At 55.5% G+C, this 15,717-nt stretch carries 19 protein-coding genes; 6 read left to right on the top strand and 13 right to left on the bottom strand.

Translation table 11 applies throughout. The features are described 5' to 3' along the window. Window positions 1-45: 45 nt before the first annotated feature. The 6 genes from E3E51_RS05360 to E3E51_RS05335 all read right to left on the bottom strand — a co-directional run bounded on the left by E3E51_RS05360 (window position 46) and on the right by E3E51_RS05335 (window position 4,191). Window positions 46-1,185 carry an SLC13 family permease gene (locus E3E51_RS05360; protein WP_167912045.1) on the bottom strand — a complete coding sequence of 380 codons (1,140 nt, stop codon included), beginning with the start codon at window positions 1,183-1,185 and terminating at the stop codon, window positions 46-48. Further along, a complete protein-coding gene (locus E3E51_RS05355; RefSeq protein ID WP_167912044.1) occupies window positions 1,124-1,600 on the bottom strand; it encodes a hypothetical protein in 477 nt (158 codons plus the stop codon). The genes E3E51_RS05360 and E3E51_RS05355 overlap by 62 nt, the downstream gene beginning before the upstream one ends. A 150-nt stretch (window positions 1,601-1,750) precedes the next feature. Continuing rightward, window positions 1,751-1,957, bottom strand: coding sequence for a heavy-metal-associated domain-containing protein (locus E3E51_RS05350; RefSeq protein ID WP_167912176.1), 207 nt, complete (start codon window positions 1,955-1,957; stop codon window positions 1,751-1,753). A gap of 94 nt (window positions 1,958-2,051) precedes the next feature. Beyond that, window positions 2,052-2,444, bottom strand: a complete 393-nt coding sequence (locus E3E51_RS05345) for a DUF302 domain-containing protein (protein ID WP_346765944.1) — start codon at window positions 2,442-2,444, stop codon at window positions 2,052-2,054. A 54-nt stretch (window positions 2,445-2,498) separates the two neighbouring features. Beyond that, the gene (locus E3E51_RS05340; protein WP_167912043.1) at window positions 2,499-3,356 is read right to left on the bottom strand and encodes an FTR1 family protein; all 858 of its coding nucleotides are present in this window, start codon (window positions 3,354-3,356) and stop codon (window positions 2,499-2,501) included. A gap of 265 nt (window positions 3,357-3,621) precedes the next feature. After that, window positions 3,622-4,191, bottom strand: coding sequence for a peroxiredoxin (locus E3E51_RS05335; RefSeq protein ID WP_167890876.1), 570 nt, complete (start codon window positions 4,189-4,191; stop codon window positions 3,622-3,624). A 242-nt stretch (window positions 4,192-4,433) separates the two neighbouring features. Between E3E51_RS05335 and arsB the strand changes: the two genes are divergently transcribed. Beyond that, complete coding sequence (gene arsB, locus E3E51_RS05330; RefSeq protein ID WP_167912042.1) at window positions 4,434-5,531, top strand: ACR3 family arsenite efflux transporter; 1,098 nt, start codon at window positions 4,434-4,436, stop codon at window positions 5,529-5,531. Between the two features lie 103 nt (window positions 5,532-5,634). On the opposite strand, the gene E3E51_RS05325 is transcribed toward arsB, so the two are convergent. From E3E51_RS05325 to E3E51_RS05300, 6 genes are all read right to left on the bottom strand, one after another. Beyond that, on the bottom strand, window positions 5,635-6,744 hold the full coding sequence (locus tag E3E51_RS05325) for a SufD family Fe-S cluster assembly protein (protein WP_167912041.1): 1,110 nt from the start codon (window positions 6,742-6,744) through the stop codon (window positions 5,635-5,637). Beyond that, window positions 6,744-8,171, bottom strand: a complete 1,428-nt coding sequence (gene sufB / locus E3E51_RS05320) for a Fe-S cluster assembly protein SufB (protein ID WP_167912040.1) — start codon at window positions 8,169-8,171, stop codon at window positions 6,744-6,746. Before sufB ends, E3E51_RS05325 begins: the two co-directional genes overlap by 1 nt. Further along, window positions 8,149-8,892 (bottom strand): Fe-S cluster assembly ATPase SufC, encoded by a 744-nt coding sequence (sufC, locus tag E3E51_RS05315; RefSeq protein WP_167912174.1) that lies wholly within the window; start codon window positions 8,890-8,892, stop codon window positions 8,149-8,151. Before sufC ends, sufB begins: the two co-directional genes overlap by 23 nt. Window positions 8,893-9,005: 113 nt before the next feature. Beyond that, the gene (locus E3E51_RS05310; protein ID WP_167912173.1) at window positions 9,006-9,530 is read right to left on the bottom strand and encodes a ferritin; all 525 of its coding nucleotides are present in this window, start codon (window positions 9,528-9,530) and stop codon (window positions 9,006-9,008) included. A gap of 49 nt (window positions 9,531-9,579) precedes the next feature. Beyond that, window positions 9,580-10,671, bottom strand: a complete 1,092-nt coding sequence (gene thiI, locus E3E51_RS05305; protein ID WP_167912039.1) for a tRNA uracil 4-sulfurtransferase ThiI — start codon at window positions 10,669-10,671, stop codon at window positions 9,580-9,582. Window position 10,672: 1 nt separating this feature from the next. Further along, on the bottom strand, window positions 10,673-11,644 hold the full coding sequence (locus E3E51_RS05300) for a ThiF family adenylyltransferase (protein ID WP_240924254.1): 972 nt from the start codon (window positions 11,642-11,644) through the stop codon (window positions 10,673-10,675). A gap of 130 nt (window positions 11,645-11,774) precedes the next feature. On the opposite strand from E3E51_RS05300, the gene E3E51_RS05295 reads away from it, so the two are divergent. From E3E51_RS05295 to E3E51_RS05275, 5 genes are all read left to right on the top strand, one after another. Next, window positions 11,775-12,311, top strand: a complete 537-nt coding sequence (locus E3E51_RS05295) for a nitroreductase family protein (protein ID WP_167912038.1) — start codon at window positions 11,775-11,777, stop codon at window positions 12,309-12,311. Window positions 12,312-12,404: 93 nt separating this feature from the next. Continuing rightward, entirely contained in the window at window positions 12,405-12,626 is a 222-nt protein-coding gene (locus E3E51_RS05290; RefSeq protein ID WP_167912037.1) for a hypothetical protein, read from the top strand. Further along, complete coding sequence (locus E3E51_RS05285; RefSeq protein WP_167912036.1) at window positions 12,623-12,949, top strand: hypothetical protein; 327 nt, start codon at window positions 12,623-12,625, stop codon at window positions 12,947-12,949. The genes E3E51_RS05290 and E3E51_RS05285 overlap by 4 nt, the downstream gene beginning before the upstream one ends. Before the next feature lie 53 nt (window positions 12,950-13,002). Then, window positions 13,003-14,307: a cytochrome c biogenesis protein gene (locus E3E51_RS05280; RefSeq protein ID WP_346765943.1), complete on the top strand. Its 1,305-nt coding sequence runs from the start codon at window positions 13,003-13,005 to the stop codon at window positions 14,305-14,307. Between the two features lie 12 nt (window positions 14,308-14,319). Further along, a complete protein-coding gene (locus E3E51_RS05275) occupies window positions 14,320-14,673 on the top strand; it encodes a DUF302 domain-containing protein (RefSeq protein WP_167912035.1) in 354 nt (117 codons plus the stop codon). Between the two features lie 12 nt (window positions 14,674-14,685). Here E3E51_RS05275 and msrA read toward each other — a convergent pair whose 3' ends face one another. Then, a complete protein-coding gene (gene msrA, locus E3E51_RS05270; RefSeq protein WP_167912034.1) occupies window positions 14,686-15,702 on the bottom strand; it encodes a peptide-methionine (S)-S-oxide reductase MsrA in 1,017 nt (338 codons plus the stop codon). Between the last annotated feature and the right edge of the window lie 15 nt (window positions 15,703-15,717).

Genomic DNA, 15,717 nt, shown 5'->3' with positions numbered 1-15,717 from the left:
TGCAAATGTTTTATAAACCTTCCCATTTCGAAACCGGTCGAAAAATCAGATTAGAAGTACCAGAATCGAAATCCCCAATGCCACCAAAAAGTAAGGAATGGAAAACCTGTGGAAGTCCCTCATGCCAATTCCGGAGATGCGGAGGGCTATGAGGTTCGCGAGGGAGCCGGTTATTATCCCGGTGCCCCCAAGGTTCACACCGAGGGCAAGGGGGAGCCACTCCGGCCTTCCGGATGAGAGGAAGACCACCGTTGCCGGAACGTTGCTGATGAGCTGACTCAATCCGGCTGAGGCAAGGAACAGCGTCAGTCCCTCCGAGGGGACTGAATGCCCTGAGATCAAACGTGCAACCTCGCCAAAATCGGCGAAGATGAAGGCGAAAGTTAGAACCAGCGCCCAGTCAAAGCCCAGCAGAGCTTCCCTTCCGAGGGCGAGAAGAACTGCCAGTGTTAGGGGAAGCGTCCAGAGCGACTTCCCGATTTCCGCCAAGGCGACATCGGCTATCAGCAGTGAGAGTGAAGCGAGGAGCAGTCTCTTCCTAATCGCAATGGGCGGCAGCTTCTCAACCGAGGGCCTCCGGTCGCCGATGGTGGCCGTGAAGAGCAGGAGGATAACGAGCCAGAGGACGACAAAGGGGAGCATCGCCCCCGTGAACTCCACGAAGGAGGGCCCGTAGGTGTTCCAGATTATGATGTTCTGAGGGTTGCCGATCGGCGTCAGCGCCGAGCCGACGTTCGCCGCTATGGCTGAAAGCGTAACGGCACGGGCGGTGTTTATCCCGGCGAGCCGGGAGGTGATGATGACCAGCGGGATGAAGACGAGCATCGCAGTGTCGTTCATTATCACCGCGGAGGAGAAGGCGATGGTGGGTATGAGTAGGAGCATCAGTTTCCGCTCGGAGCCGCCGGAGAGAGATATGAGTCTGATGGAAAGACGGGTGAAGATTCCCGACAGCTCAAGGCCCTTTGAGACGAGTATGAGCGACGTTATCAGGGCGAGGCTTCCCCAGTCAACCAGGTCGGGGGTTCTGCGTGGTAGGGAACGGTCGTTGAGAATCAGGGCTAGGTAAAGCACCAGGAGTGCCGTGAGGAACCATTCACGCCTTGCGAAGCCCTTCAGCCTCTCAGCTACCGTGTCTCCTAACCTCCTCTGTAAGGCCGTAATCCGGAACGATCTCCTTGCCATCAGCCGAGACGCGGACGTGCAGGATTATAAAGCTTTTCCACGCCACCGGTACGACCCAGAAATCCTCTGCATGGAACTCGGCCCCGCTGAGAACGCTGAGTTCTCCCAGGAGTGCCTGAACCCGCTCCCTAACCTCCTCCAGGTTGACTTCGACCGCCTCGGACTCCGGCGGCAGGCCCTTTGGAGCGGGGGTTTTCGTCTCAGGGTTGTAGTGAACCCTGTCCACGGCAAAGCTCAGGTACATCACGGGGACATCAACGTGAATGCCGTGTGGTGTGTGATGGACGATCGGCGTTCCAGCCGTGAAGAAGGGAAGGGCGTTTTTCACTGTCTCTACCGCCCTCTCGGCAAGTTCCGGAGTGAGTTCTCTCCAGCGGTCTGGTCTTCTCATTATCGGTGGCGGCACAGGGGACATGGCGAGACCTCCTTAATGAACACATGCCTATTTACTGTGTGGAAAAAAGGCCGTATAACCTTTTAGGGACTCCACCACCACTCAAATACGAGATGAATAAAAGAAGCGGTAATCGTTTGAATACCCATCCAGGCCGGTCTTTAATAATTCTCACGGCGCCTCCACTTCGTAGCCGTACCTTTCTATGGCCCTGATTATCTCCTCCAGGCGGACCCTTCCAGGGTCGAACTGGACGACGGCCTTCTTTTCCTCAAGGCTGACTTCACCCTTCGCACCAACGCTCTCTATAGCCTTGGTTATCCTCATAACGCAGTGCTTGCAGCTCATGTTCGGTATCTTCAACACGACTTCGGTCATTCGCATCACCAATAGGGGCTTAGAAGAAAAGCTTATGGGGCTTATTCTTGGCAATGTGGAAAGAAGATGGGGACTGAAGTTCAATCATTGAAAACTATAACGAATCAATGATCTCCTTCACCTGTTCCTCCATTGGGCGCATCAGCTCGACGACCCTCTCGCCGGCGATCTTCCAGGCAACGCTCGGCAGGGTAACACCGAGGTAGTTTCCGTCCTCCGTGCGGTAGCCGAAGCCGGTGCACGGAAGCAGTGCCCCGATGTTGGGGTCTATCTTGACCAGCTCCTCAACGAGCTCGCTGTGGCAGATGAAGAGAAGGTGGTAGTCCGCTATTATTCCCTCCTCAGTCTCGGTTATAGCCACCGGAATGCGCTCACCGATGAGCAGAAAGCCCGCCTCCTCAAGCCTTTTCTTAAAGCGCTCCCATACGAAGTCCAGATCTTCCTCAAAGCGCCTGACGTAGTAGAACTCATCCTCCACGTTTCTCACCTCGATTGAGGTTTGTTTCACCCTTTTTATTCATTGCGGGTCAAAAATGGGTAATTAAGAGAGGCTCTCCGCGGCCTTTTTCTCGCGGTTCAGCACCGGTTCCTTACCGTATGCCCTGAGCACGAGGTAGAGGGCCGTTATGAGGTATCCAAACTGCACCAATACCCTGCCCCACTCCATGCTCACGGAGTATCCGAAGATGACGGCAAAGACCGAGCCTATGGCGCCCTTGTGGTGCCAGATGCTCTCGCTCGGAATCCCGAGGTCGTAGGCGGTAACCGCGAGCACTCCGAGGGAATAGCCCTCCTCCTCAGCCCATTCTATCAGCTCGTGCGTGCCGTAGCCCGCAAGGCCGGCCGCCACAAACACCAGCAGGATGGAGCTGTAGTAAAAGAACCTCCTCAGGTCTATGCGCATTCCAACCCCGTATATCAGGTAGGCCAGCACGAGCGCTCCCGCCAATCCAGCGACGAGGCCTAGGAGCGTTTCAGTTAGGTTCTGGGTCATGAAGGGCGTGAGGAAGAGAACCGTCTCAAGCCCCTCCCTGAAGGCCACGATGAAGGTGAAGCCTATTAACGCTAGAGGGGCTATTGATCTGCTCACCTTGCTCTCTATCTCCGCCCTGATGTTCCTTCCCTTGGTTGCCATCCAGTATATCATGGTCGTCAGGACTATCACGGCCAGATACGAGGCTATTCCCTCGAAGAGCTCCTTCTCGGCCAAGCCCCCGTAGAACTTCAGTATGCCGATTCCAAGGAGGACGCTGACGCCAACCGACAGGGCGGTGCCTATCCAGACGTCCTTTATCTGGTTCGCCCGGTTGGTTCTTCTCAGGTATGCTATTATTATCGCCACTATTATGGCCGCCTCAAGGGCCTCCCTGAAGGTTATGAGGAAAGCACCAACGCTCATGGGTTCACCTCCAATTTTTTAGGTCAGTCTAAAATTCCTCAGGCAGCTTATGGGTTTTATTTTTGCCAAATCGAAGTTTCGTAAAAGGGACGGAGGCATGCTATATCCCCAATGGAATATGCCACGTGTCAAACCAACAGGGTTCGAAGGGAGCATCTCCCGATATGAAAACCTGCCGAATTTCCCAAATCTGTGAAAAGGGGCGAAAGCTTGACTCCATCTTGGCAAAAATAGGGGAGAAAAATTTACAGAATGGAAAGACCCATCATATCTTTCCTACCAGGTCGAGGCTGACCTCAAGGGCCTCCTTACCTGGCTCCCAGCTGGCCGGGCAGACCTGACCGGGGTGCTCGCGGACGTACTTGGAAGCCTTGAGCCTCCTGAGGATCTCCTTCGCGCTCCTTCCTATGCTGAGGTCGTGCATCTCCATGTGGACGACCTTTCCGTCAGGGTCTATTATGAAGGTCGCCCTCCATGAAACGCCCTCGTCCTCGATGTAGGTGCCAAAAAGGCGGCATATCTTTCCAGCAGGGTCGGCGAGCATCGGGTACTTTATCTTCTTGATCGCGGGAGAAGTGTCGTGCCAGGCCTTGTGGACGTAGGCGGTATCGGTGGAAACGCTGAGGATTTCAGCCCCTTCTTTCTTGAACTCCTCGTAATAGTCGGCCAGCTCTTCAAGCTCCGTCGGGCAGACGAAGGTGAAATCAGCCGGGTAAAAGGCAAGAACAACCCACTTGCCCCTGTAGTCCGAAAGCTTGACCTTTCCGATGTCGTCCTTCTCCGGAAGGTACGCATCGGCCTCAAAGTCCGGAACGATTTCTCCAACCTTCACCATTTCTGCATCACCGTCTTCTATTAGGCATCCCTAATTTAAAAAGGTTGCTTTAACAAAATGAGAAGTTCAAAAATCGAAGATATTCAATTCTGAAGAACAAATTTAGATATCTTAAAAGCAAACCAATTATGGTGATAGGATGAAGATCAAGATAATTCTCGGAACGGCAAGGGAGGATTCCCGCATAGAGTTTTGGGAAACCCTTTTATATGAATAATTCTTCATACCACACGGGGAGAGCAATGGGAAGTAAACAGGGGCTGAAATTCTTCGAAAAATACCTTTCCCTGTGGGTCATTTTGTGCATATTGCTTGGCATAGCCATTGGAAAGTTCCTCCCCAGCCTTCCAGAGACCCTTTCAAAGTTCACAATCGCCAACGTCAACATACCGATAGCCATTCTGATATGGGCTATGATATATCCAATGATGGTCAAGGTGGACTTCTCGGCGGTAAGAAAGGTGCATAAGGGACAGATGCTTAAAGGACTCATCGTTACCTGGACGACCAACTGGTTGATAAAGCCATTCAGTATGTTCCTTATAAGCTCGTTCTTTATCGGAATGCTGTTCTCATCGAAATTCGGTCTTATCGAGCCTGCCCTGGCGAAGGAATACATTGCCGGGGCAATCCTTCTCGGGGCAGCCCCATGCACAGCAATGGTCTTTGTGTGGAGCTACCTCGCGGACGGAGACCCTCTTTACACGCTCGTACAGGTGGCAACGAACGACATTATAATTCTCTTTGCGTTCGCTCCAATAGTGGGCTTTCTCATGGGCCTGAACAGGGTCCCCGTACCCTACGATACGCTCATCCTCTCGGTGGTGCTCTTTGTGGTCGTGCCCCTTACCGCAGGTTACATATCAAGAAAGCACATTCTTAGAACAAAAGGTCCTGAGTGGTTTGAGAGTAATTTCCTTCCCAAGCTCGGTACCGTCTCAATACTGGGCCTCCTGCTGACGCTGATACTTTTATTCTCCTTCCAGGGCAGTATAATCCTTGAGAACCCCATCCACATAGCCCTTATAGCAGTCCCGCTGACGATCCAGACCTACCTCATCTTCGCCATTGCCTACGGGTGGTCATGGTTCTGGAAACTCCCCCACAAAGTGGCCGCTCCGGCATCGTTTATAGGGGCAAGCAACTTTTTCGAGCTGGCGGTGGCCGTTGCGATAGCCCTCTTCGGTCTTGAGAGCGGTGCAGCGCTGGCCACCGTTGTTGGAGTCCTCGAAGAGGTACCCATAATGCTGAGCCTTGTATGGATTGCCAACAGAACAAGGCACCTCTTTAAGGCAGAGCTGGAGATGGGAAGCTCCATACCGATTCCCACAGACGAGTGATGATTGTAGCTCATGTTCGCTGCAGTCCATCTCAGTTCTTTATCCCGAATAGAAAACGGCAGTGTTAAACAATCCTGGGATGAAAAATGAAAGCGTTAAATGGTCAGAGTAGCCCCTCTATGAGCTCCCCGACGTTTCCCCTGGCCTTGCCGCGGAGCCTTTCGAGGTGACTGCTGAGAGCTTCCCCAATGCCGTGGACGAAGAGGCTCATCGCCTCGTCACTGTCGAGGCCCCTCGACCGGAGGTAGAAGAGGGCATCCTCGTCGAACTGCCTCACCGCCGAGGAGTGGAAGGCCGACTCGATTTCTCCCGTATCGACCTCAAGCATCGGCACGCTGACGCCGAGTGAACCCTCGTCCATTATGGTTATCTGGGAGGCGACGCCGCTCGATGAGTTCCTGGCGCTCTCAAAGACCTTGGCAACCCCCCTGTGAACCGTCCAGCCGTTCTCGTAGGAGAACCCGTGAACCCTCGTCTCGCTCACCGTTTTTTCTCCGTACTGGAGGACGTTGGTGAGGTAGTCCACGGATTTACCGATGGCTATCGGCATGCCCCTGAGTATCAGCTCGCTTTTTGCCCCTTCAAGGGAGTAGTCTTCACGGTGGTGGCTCATCTCCCCGGCGCTTATGACCGTGAAGGCCCTGACCCTGGTGCCTTCCCCGAGGCTCGCCCTGAGGAGGTAGTGGGACAGCGAGGAGTGCCTCCCAACGGTCAGAACCTCAAGCTCGGAGTTCTTGGCTTTAAGCTCGACCACGAGGGACTTAGTCCCTTCCTCGGCCATGTCGTAGATTATTATCGGGGCCTTAACGTTCTCGGCCTCGATGCTGATGTGGTGGCTGATAAAGGCCTTGGCGGAGAGGTGGGAGACTATAACGAGGGGCTCCGCCAGATCCCCGGTAATCCTCAGCCTGTACGCTTTCCTGAGGGCGTAGAAGTGGAAGCCCAGGATTCTCGATTCCTCCGGCTGGGAGAGACCCAGGGTCCCTTCGCTCAGCTGGACGTTGGCAGGAAGGTTGAAGTCCGCCCCGCTTCCCGATAAAACGACGTGCCCCTTTATCGGAACGTCCTTGGCTTCCGCCTCGGTTGGAAGCCTGAGCGGGGAGTTTTCCTCGAAGAGCTTCCACTTGGTGTAGCTCTTAATCGTTGGGCTGTCGCCGTATTTCTGGTAGGTGAGCCTCTCAAGGGCCTCGCGGGTGATTGAAGGTAGCACCATCAGCCAACACCCCCAACCTCGCTGAACTCAAGCTCTATGACCTTCTTGAGAACCTCCACGTACTCGAATGGCAGGCCTTCGAGGATTTCGCTGATGAATCCAAGGACTATGAGGCTCTTCGCCTCCTCCTCGCTTATGCCCCTCTGGTTCATGTAGAAGAGCTTGTCCTCGCCGAGCTTTCCGGTCGTCGCCTCGTGGATTATGCTCGCGCTCGGCTCGTCGCTCTGGTTGTGCGGGTATGTGTAGGCCTTGCTCTCCTCGTCGAGGATGAGCGAGTCACAGGAAACGGTGGCTGTAGAGTTCCTCGCACCTTTAAGAATCCTCACCAGCCCGCGGTAGATGTTTATTCCACCGTTGGCGCTTATGCTCTTGGAGACTATCTTCGAGCTGGTGTTTGGGGCCAGATGCCAGGTTTTTGCCCCGGTGTCCTTCATGAAGGGGCCGTTGCTCAGCGAGACTACGTACTGTGCCGTCCTCGCTCCCTCACCCTTCAGGACGCTCGACGGGTAGGTGTAGGTTATCTGACTGCCGATGCTGCCCTCTATCCACTCGACGTAGGCGTTCTCCTCTATGATGGCGCGCTTGTTGTTGAAGTTGATGACGTTCCTGCTCCAGTTCTGTATGGTGGTGAACTTAACGGTGGCGTTTTTGTGGGCGTATATCTCGACCATACCGTCGTGGAAGGAAAAGCCCTTGTACATCGGCGCGCTGCAGCCCTCTATGAAGTGGATGTAGCTTCCCTCGTCGGCGACAAGAAGCGTGTGCTCGAACTGTCCCTCCAGGGCCGAGCCTATGACGAAGAACGCCTCGACCGGGAAGGGGATTCTGACGCCCTTCGGCACGTAAACGAAGACCCCACCGCTCCAGAGGGCGTGGTGTAAGGCGGAAAACTTGTGCTCTCCCGCCGGAAAGACCCTGCCGAAGTACTTCTTCACAAGGTCGGGGTACTTCTGAACCGCCTCCTCCATGGGAAGCATTATGATTCCCATCTTCTCGAACTCGGCCTTGAGGTTGGAGTAGACGCTCTCGCTGTCGAAGACTGCCGTCAGGCCAGAGAGAAACTTCTTCTCTATCTCCGGGATGTTCAGGCGCTCGAAGGTTCTCCTGATGTTCTCGGGCAGGTCGTCCCAGTCTTTAACTTCATTGCCTATCTCAGGCTTGGAATACAGGGTGAGGCTCTCAAGGTCTAGCTCCTCTATTCCCACCACCCACTTGGGCATCGGCAGTTTCCGGAACAGCTCAAGGGCCTTAAGGCGGTGCCTGAGCATCCAATCCGGCTCGTTCTTTATCCTTGAAAGCTCCTCGACCATGTCCCTTGTGAGTTCCCCCTTGAGCTCTATCTCCTTGGGGTACGGGACGGCGGTACCGAGGATTTCCTCAAGGGAGCCCGCCTTGAGTATCTCTTCAAGCCTTGACTGCTGCCCCATTGTCCTCCACCGCCGCGAAGCCCTTCTCCTCTATGAGCTTTACAAGCTCCATTCCGCCGGAAACGGCCAGCTTTCCGTCCTTCAGCACGTGCACCCTCTGCGGGTTCAGGTACTCCAGTATTCTTCCGTAGTGGGTGATGAGAAGTATCGCCGTCCCCTCGCTGTGTAGCTTGGCTATAACTCCTGCGATGACCTTGAGGGAATCAACGTCCACACCGCTGTCCGGTTCGTCCAGAATGAGTAGCTTGGGCTTCACGAGGTAAGCCTGAAGCATCTCCAGCTTCTTCCTCTCGCCGCCGGAGAAGCCGACGTTGAGCTCCCTGGAGAGCATTGAACTGTCGAGGCCCAGCTCCTCCACCGCCTGGAAAATCCTGTCGTAGGCTTCAACCTCGTCTATCCCCCGCAGGTTCTTCAGCGTCCTCTGGAGGAAGTTGATAACCTTGACGCCCTCGACCTCAACCGGATGCTGGAAGCTGAGGAAGATGCCCTTCCTGGCCCTCTCTTCGGGCTTTGCCCCCGTGATGTCTTCGCCGTCGAAGAGTATCCTTCCCTCGGTAACGCTGTACCTCGGGTGTCCGGCTATTGTTAAAGCCAGCGTGGATTTTCCGCTTCCGTTTGGTCCCATGACGACGTGAAGCTCGCCCCCTTTAAGTTCAAAATCCGCCCCCTTCAGAATTTCCCTACCCGCAACCTTAACATGGAGATTTTCCACTTTCAGCATGAGCATCACCGTTTCTCTTTACCCGTGTTTGGGTAGAAAAGCACACTTTTAAAACCTTTCTCCACAAATATGGGTAATCAAAGGGGCAAAAGTAGAACGAGAGAGGAAGAAAATCAGCCTCCCGCCTGAAGGAGAAGCCCCGGAAGCTTCGGCGCCCTCTGGCCGAGCTCCTGATCGAGCATGAAGAGAACCTGCGGGCTGTCCTTCGCGAACTTGAGCTTATCGACTATCTTTTTGACGTTCGCCTCCTCCTCGACCTGCTCGTTTATGAACCACTCAAGGAATGCCCTCGTGGAGTAGTCCTTCTCCTCCTCCGCCAGTGCGGCAAGCTCGTTTATGCACTTGCTTATGAACTGCTCGTGCTCGTAGGCGGCCTCAAAGGCAGCGAGCGGTGACTCCCACTCCTTCGGAGGCTTCTGGACCTCCTTCAGCTCGACCCTGCCGTTCCTGTCGTAGATGTAGTTGTAGAACCTCAGGGCATGGCCAAGCTCCTCCTCGGCTTGGGCCTTCATCCAGTTGGCGAAGCCCTCAAGGTTCATGTCCTCAAAATAGGCTGCCATCGAGAAGTACAGGTAGGCCGAGTAAAGCTCCCTGTTCAGCTGCTCGTTGAGGGCTTCGAGCATCTTTTCGCTCAGCATCTCAACCACCTCCAGATATAGTTACACCCGGTTACTTTAAAAGCTTTCCTCATACCACCCCTTCCCGCTCCAGCACCTCAAGCACGCGCTGAAACTCCTCAAGCTTCCCGCTCGTGACGACCCTCTCCGGCCGGAACGGGCAGTCGCAGTAGGGATACTCAAGGAACGCCTCGTAGGTACCTATCCTTCTCGCTATCGCCACTATCTCCTCCTTGTCTATGCCGAGGAGGGGCCTGTGAACCGGGAAGCGCACGCTCATCGTCTCGAAATACAGGTTCGAGAGGGTTTGCGAGGCCACCTGTCCGAGGCTGTCGCCGGTCACTATCCCGAGCGCACCCTTCTCCCTCGCTATCTCAGCGGCCCTTCTCAGCATCGCCACTTTGCAGACCACGCACGTCCACTCCTGCTTTCTAGCCTTGATGAGGGCACTCACGTAGGGCTTCAAAATCTCAAAGTGGTTCTCCACTATCAGCTCTATCGGCTCGGGGGAGTAGTCCTCCAGTATGTCAACGACCCTCTCGACGACGTTTCTCGCGTTCAGCCCCTGGTCAAAGTGCACCGCAATGACCTCTGCCCCCCTCTTGAGCATGAGGAAAGCGGCAACGGGAGAGTCTATGCCCCCGCTCAGCAGAACGACGACCTTTCCCTGGGTGCCAACGGGCAGACCTCCAACGCCCCTGAGCTTTTCGAGGAATACGTAGGCCTTCCCGGCTATTATCTCTATTCCAACGACGAGCTCGGGGTTCTTGAGGTCCACCTTCCAGCCGAAGTTCTCGACGATAAAGGCTCCGATCTCGCGGTTTATCTCCATCGATGTCTTGAGAAAGGTTTTATCGAGCCTCTGGGTTTCGACCTTGAAGCTTTTTGGATTCAGCCCCTTCAGGACGTCCTTCAGGTATGCCGGAATATCCTCGTAGTCCATTTCCCTCGCGGGGGAGACCGAAACCACACCTGGCACTTTGGCGATTATTTGGGCCGCCTCGTCCGGGGCATCGACCAGTATCCGCCCCCTGATTATCTTCGCCCTCCCCTTTATCCCCTTCCTCCTCAGCGCGGCGAGTACGTTGTCCCTGAGCTTCCTCTCGAACTCCCTCCTTTTGCCGCCCTTGATGCCGACCTCGCCGTAGCGCACGATTATCACTTCAACCACCCAGATAGCGGGCGAAGAAGTTCTTGGCTTCCTTCTCGTCTTCGGCACCGCGGATTACCATCCTGCCCGTCTTGAACACCAGTATCTCGGCGTAGTCGTCCTCGAACTGGATGAACTGGCTCGTCTTCAGGTACTCGATGCCAAGCTTCTCAAGCCTCTCCACGAACTCGTCGAGGTTTATGCTCATGGGCATGGGCGGGGTCACCTGTATCGAGCCGTCGCACATGCGCTCGACCTTTATCCGCTTTTCGAGAAACGTGAGTTCCTTCCTCACACAGGCGGGACAGTCTTCCCTCCTCGGTATCTTGACCTTCTCGAAGTCCATGCTCTTGAGGTCGAAAAAGAACAGCTCATTCTCGACTTCTTCGCCGAGCAGAATCTTTGCCGCCAGGGCAACGGCCAGAGATGCCGCGAAGCTCGGAACGTAGCTCATTATTCCCGCTATCGCACAGGTCGGCAGGGGTCTCTCCGGGAGCCTGGGCATCAGGCAGCGGAAGCAGGCGGTTTTGCCGGGGATTATCGGCATTATGTTGCCGTAGGTTGCCAGAACACCCACGTAAATCCAGGGCTTTCCGGTCTTTATCGCGTAGTCGTTCACAACCTGCCTCGTGTAGATGTTGTCCGTTCCGTCGATTATGAGGTCCGCCTCGTCGAGAAGGCTCACCGTCCCGGGGTTGAGGTCCTCGAAGTGCCCGATGACTCCAAACCGCTCCTTCAGAACCTCGACCTTAGGCTTTCCGACGTCTTCCTTGGTGTATATCGTCCTGGGAAGGTCGCTCTCGTCCACAAAGTCCCTGTCGATAACGATTATTCTTCCAACGCCGAGCTTGTGCAGGAAGTAAACCTCCCAGCTCCCCAGCGCGCCGGCCCCGACCACAGCCACGGTGCTCTCGCTCAGCTTTCTCTGTCCCTCTATTCCTATGATTGGGAAGTGCCTCGAAAAGTCCATCTTCACCCCTACCATACTCTCACCATTGAGAAGTTTTAAAGCCCTCAAAAAAGGCTTTTGAAAACCAAAAGTTCTGGACAGTTCTGGGAAACACCACCGTGGGAAAGGTATTAAACGGTTTCAAGAAATCCTTCCCGGTGGTGGCATGGAGTTCTTCGAAGTCCTCAGGAAGAGGAGGAGCGTGAGGCGCTTCCAGGAGAGGCCGGTTCCCCGCAAACTCGTGGAGAGACTCCTTGAGGCGGCATTTCTCTCACCGAGTTCCTTCAACAGGAGGCCCTGGCACTTCATCGTGGTGGATGATATGGAAAAGCTCCTGGCACTCTCAAAGGCAAAGCTCGGCGCCTCAGGTCTGGCAACGGCTCCTCTGGCGATAGTCGTGACCGCTGAAGGGAGCCGGAGCGACGTCTGGGTGGAGGACGCGAGCATAGCGGCCGAGCACATCCAGCTGGCCGCGTTCGATCTCGGGCTGAGCTCCTTCTGGGTGCAGATAAGAAACAGGATGCACGATGAAAGGAGAACCGCCGAGGACTACGTGAGGGAACTGCTCGGAATACCGTCGAACTACCGCGTCCTCTGCATCATAGGGGTCGGCTACCCCGCGGAGAAAAAGCCTCCCCACGGGGACGAGGTTTTCGAGTGGGGGAAGGTAAGCTTCAACCGCTTTGGCGAACCCTGGAAATGATTCCACACTGTCAACTGTTCTTCCATTTAATTTTCCAAGGTGCAAAAAATAAACGCCATAAAGCGGCCAGAGTAGAAAGTCTCGGTGGGATATATGGAAGCGAAGGTGTGCAAATTCTGTGCCGGTGAAAGGCTTGACGAGGTCGTTGACGTCCTCAGGAAAGCCGGTTACGAGGTAAGCGTCGAGGGCTGCATAGGACTCTGCGCCAAGTACGACTGCGGAAGGATAAACATCATCGCTGGAGAGCTTGAGATCTCAGCCTCGGACATGGAGGAACTCAGGGCTCACCTCGGCACGACGGAGGTGGATGGATGAAGGCGCTGGTGATAATATCAAGCGCGGACGGGAGGGCAATACCGGGCTTCATGTGGGCGGTCAACGCGATAAAGAACGGATGGGCGGAGGACGTTGAGGTGATACTCTTCGGCCCCATCGAGGATGCGATTGCAAGGGGCGATGAGCGCTTCATCCCGTGGATAGAGAGGCTCAGGGAGCTGGGGAAGCTTCCGACGGCATGCCGGAGAATAGCGGAGGAGAAAGGCTTCGTGGACATGCTCGGAAGGCACACCAGAGTCGAGTACGTCGGCTCAATCATCGCCGAGCTAATTGAAGAAGGCTACGTTCCGATGACGTTTTGATGAAAAAAGCTTCAAAAAAAGACTTTTTAACCACCCTATTAATCTTTTTTCAGGTGAAAGGAGTGCGCAGGGCGCTTTTGATGCTCGTGATTCTATCGCTACTCATACCGCTGGTCAGCGCGGGAACCGTCAAATACGGGAACCTGTCTTTTCATGACGTCACGACCGATAAGGAACTCCAGGAACTGGTCTCCTCGAACGAGGGGAGGTACTTCTTCGTCTTCTACCACTCCGAGAGCTGTCCGGCATGCAACTACATGAAAACGAGCGTCTTCCCAACGGCCGCCGCCGAAAAGGCACTCAACGGGTTCGTGCTCGTTTCAGTGGACGTTTACAAAGGCCGCTCGATAACGACGCTCAGGTACAGGGTCTACGACCCCGTCCTCGTCATACAGCCGGAGAACGCCGGCTACTACAATCCAAAGAGTCCTGGAGAAGAGATAAGCGTCGGCGTCCCGGGAACGCCAACCATGGTCGTTTTCAAGGCCGTTAACGGAACTATGGTTCTGAAGGGAGTGGCCGTAGGGGCTCTGAACCCCGATGGGCTGGCATACTTCCTGGAAAAGGCCACGGAGGAACCCCAAACCGCCACCCAGCCCGGTGAACAAAAGTCCTCTACTCAGGACGTTTCAGAGTCCCCCAGCGGGAGGAGCAACCTCAGCCTGGCCGTTCTCCTGCCGATATTCTCCGCCGGGATCGTCAGCGTCTTCTCGCCCTGTGTGTTGCCGGTCATAGTCGGAACCCTCTCCCTGACCTTCGCCAGGAGGAAGGTTGAGGCGATAATAGCCGGAATGGTGGCTTCCTTTGCCCTTCTCGGTGCCCTCGTCGGCAGCCTCGGCGGCTACGCCTCCCAGATACAGGGGGCGCTCTACCTCATCGGCGGGGTCGGCTTCGTGGTCATCGGTGCGAGCTTCGTGAGCGAGAGGGTAAGCACGAGGATGGAAAGGCTGCTGAGCTTCTCGGCCACGGACAGGGTAGCCTCAAAGAGGGGCATAGCCTACGACTTCGCCCTCGGTTCGGCGTTGGGTGCAACATGGCTGGGGTGCATTGCTCCCTACGTCGGCTTCGCGGTGATAACAGCTGCTCTGAGCGGAGATACGCTGAGCGGGGTCATCGTCATGGGGACTTATGGCCTCGGAATGGGCCTCACAGTTTACCTGCTGACGGCATCGAAAGACCTCGGCGAGTGGGTTAACAGGAAGTTCCTCTCCGGAAGGCTCTCCCTGAGCGGAAAGGGCAAGGCAAGGTGGGAGCAAGCCCTCGGAGTGATTCTAGTCCTGCTCGGCCTGATGATGCTGACCGAGCTCACACCGCTCAAACTCTGGAGTTCCCTCTTTGAATCGCTCTCACAGCTCTGAGGAGGTGGTTTGATGTACAGGTACAGGAGGAAACTCAGCCTGGGCCTCAAGGAGGCCGAGGAGAAGTTTAAGGCGAAGCTGGAGGAGAAGGGCTACAAGGTTGTTCTTGAGTTTACCCCGAGCGATGTCGTCAAGTCCAAGGTCGGCGTCGATATGGAGCCTTACAGAATTCTCTGGGTCTGCAACCCCAAGATATTCTACGAGATGACCAAGGAGGACTACGAGATAGGCTCCTTCGCCCCGTGCCCGGTGCTCTTCTACCGGAAGGACGGCGAGACCTACGTCGCCATAAACACCGCCGACGACGTGCTGGAGATCATCAAGGAGCCCCTTGAGGTCGTCAGGGGAGTCATTGAGGAGCTCTGAGCCCCCTCTTTTTTATTTGAAAAGTCCCTCGTAGGCTATGTAGCCGTGCCTCCTCAGTTCTTCCCCGGGTATGAACCTCAGCGAGGCCGAGTTTATGCAGTACCGCTTTCCAGTTGCCGTTGTCTCCTCAAAGACGTGGCCGAGGTGAGAGCCCGCGAAGCGGCTTCTAACCTCCCTCCCGCAGAGGAAGCCCTCGCATTCCTCGGCTTCAACTATCGCCCACTCCTCAAGGGGCTTGGTGAAGCTCGGCCATCCCGTTCCTGAGTCGAACTTGTCGAGGGAGCTGAAGAGCGGCTCACCGGACACTATATCGACGTAAATGCCCTCCTCGTGGCTCTCCCAGTACTCGTTCCGGAAGGGCGGTTCGGTTGCCCCGAGCTGTGTGACCGCGTACTGGAGGGGCGTCAGCAGTTTCCTAAGCTCTGAATCGGCCGGCTTTCTCCAGCCGAGCCAGTAGCGCTCCCTCTCTGGGAACAGGCGGAAGTGCCGGTTCTCCTCCCAGACGGCTTTTATGAAGCCGAGCCTCCCGGAGTATGTCTTGTAGCGCCTGTAATGTTCAGAAAAGCTGAGGTAGTAGCCTTGATGGTAGTCCTCCGCAGGATAGAACTCCCCGGCCGGCAGTATCTCCGTCGCTATCGGTTCCTCGAAGATTCCCGAAAGCTCAAGCCTCCTCCTGGACTCCTCAGCAAGGGCTTTCTGCTCATCATTTAGGTAGAAAATCGCCGTCCTGTACTGCTCGCCCCTATCTGCGAACTGGCCGTACGGGTCGGTCGGGTCTATGTTTTTCCAGAAGACATCTAAAAGCCTCTCGTAGGAAATCTTTGAAGGGTCGTAGATGACCTTGACAGCCTCACGGTGGCCGGTCTCTCCAGTCGAGACCAGCTCGTAGGTCGGGTTCTCGACCCAGCCGCCGGTGTAACCTGTTATTGCCTCACCCACCCCGGGCAGTCTCTCGAAGGCCTCCTCCATGCACCAGAAACAGCCACCTGCAAAGATTGCAGCTTGGGATTCGAAGTTCCTACTTGGCATTCCGCATCTCCAACC

Origin of the sequence: Thermococcus sp. 21S7, assembly GCF_012027615.1 — an archaeon.
In the GTDB taxonomy this organism is placed as follows: domain Archaea; phylum Methanobacteriota_B; class Thermococci; order Thermococcales; family Thermococcaceae; genus Thermococcus.
The sequence above is the reverse complement of the archived record's forward strand: the minus strand, read 5'-3'. Positions and strand labels throughout refer to the sequence as shown.

Bases quoted from the DNA above. Each gene is read 5' to 3' on its own strand.
- E3E51_RS05325 (WP_167912041.1), bottom strand. From the start codon at position 6,744: ATGGTGCTACCTTCAATCACCCGCGAGGCCCTTGAGAGGCTCACCTAC.
- E3E51_RS05360 (WP_167912045.1), bottom strand. From the start codon at position 1,185: ATGGCAAGGAGATCGTTCCGGATTACGGCCTTACAGAGGAGGTTAGGA.
- E3E51_RS05300 (WP_240924254.1), bottom strand. From the start codon at position 11,644: ATGGTAGGGGTGAAGATGGACTTTTCGAGGCACTTCCCAATCATAGGA.
- E3E51_RS05350 (WP_167912176.1), bottom strand. From the start codon at position 1,957: ATGACCGAAGTCGTGTTGAAGATACCGAACATGAGCTGCAAGCACTGC.
- E3E51_RS05285 (WP_167912036.1), top strand. From the start codon at position 12,623: ATGAAGGCGCTGGTGATAATATCAAGCGCGGACGGGAGGGCAATACCG.
- E3E51_RS05275 (WP_167912035.1), top strand. From the start codon at position 14,320: ATGTACAGGTACAGGAGGAAACTCAGCCTGGGCCTCAAGGAGGCCGAG.
- sufB (WP_167912040.1), bottom strand. From the start codon at position 8,171: ATGGGGCAGCAGTCAAGGCTTGAAGAGATACTCAAGGCGGGCTCCCTT.
- E3E51_RS05295 (WP_167912038.1), top strand. From the start codon at position 11,775: ATGGAGTTCTTCGAAGTCCTCAGGAAGAGGAGGAGCGTGAGGCGCTTC.
- arsB (WP_167912042.1), top strand. From the start codon at position 4,434: ATGGGAAGTAAACAGGGGCTGAAATTCTTCGAAAAATACCTTTCCCTG.
- E3E51_RS05290 (WP_167912037.1), top strand. From the start codon at position 12,405: ATGGAAGCGAAGGTGTGCAAATTCTGTGCCGGTGAAAGGCTTGACGAG.
- E3E51_RS05355 (WP_167912044.1), bottom strand. From the start codon at position 1,600: ATGTCCCCTGTGCCGCCACCGATAATGAGAAGACCAGACCGCTGGAGA.
- E3E51_RS05335 (WP_167890876.1), bottom strand. From the start codon at position 4,191: ATGGTGAAGGTTGGAGAAATCGTTCCGGACTTTGAGGCCGATGCGTAC.
- E3E51_RS05310 (WP_167912173.1), bottom strand. From the start codon at position 9,530: ATGCTGAGCGAAAAGATGCTCGAAGCCCTCAACGAGCAGCTGAACAGG.
- sufC (WP_167912174.1), bottom strand. From the start codon at position 8,892: ATGCTGAAAGTGGAAAATCTCCATGTTAAGGTTGCGGGTAGGGAAATT.
- E3E51_RS05340 (WP_167912043.1), bottom strand. From the start codon at position 3,356: ATGAGCGTTGGTGCTTTCCTCATAACCTTCAGGGAGGCCCTTGAGGCG.
- msrA (WP_167912034.1), bottom strand. From the start codon at position 15,702: ATGCCAAGTAGGAACTTCGAATCCCAAGCTGCAATCTTTGCAGGTGGC.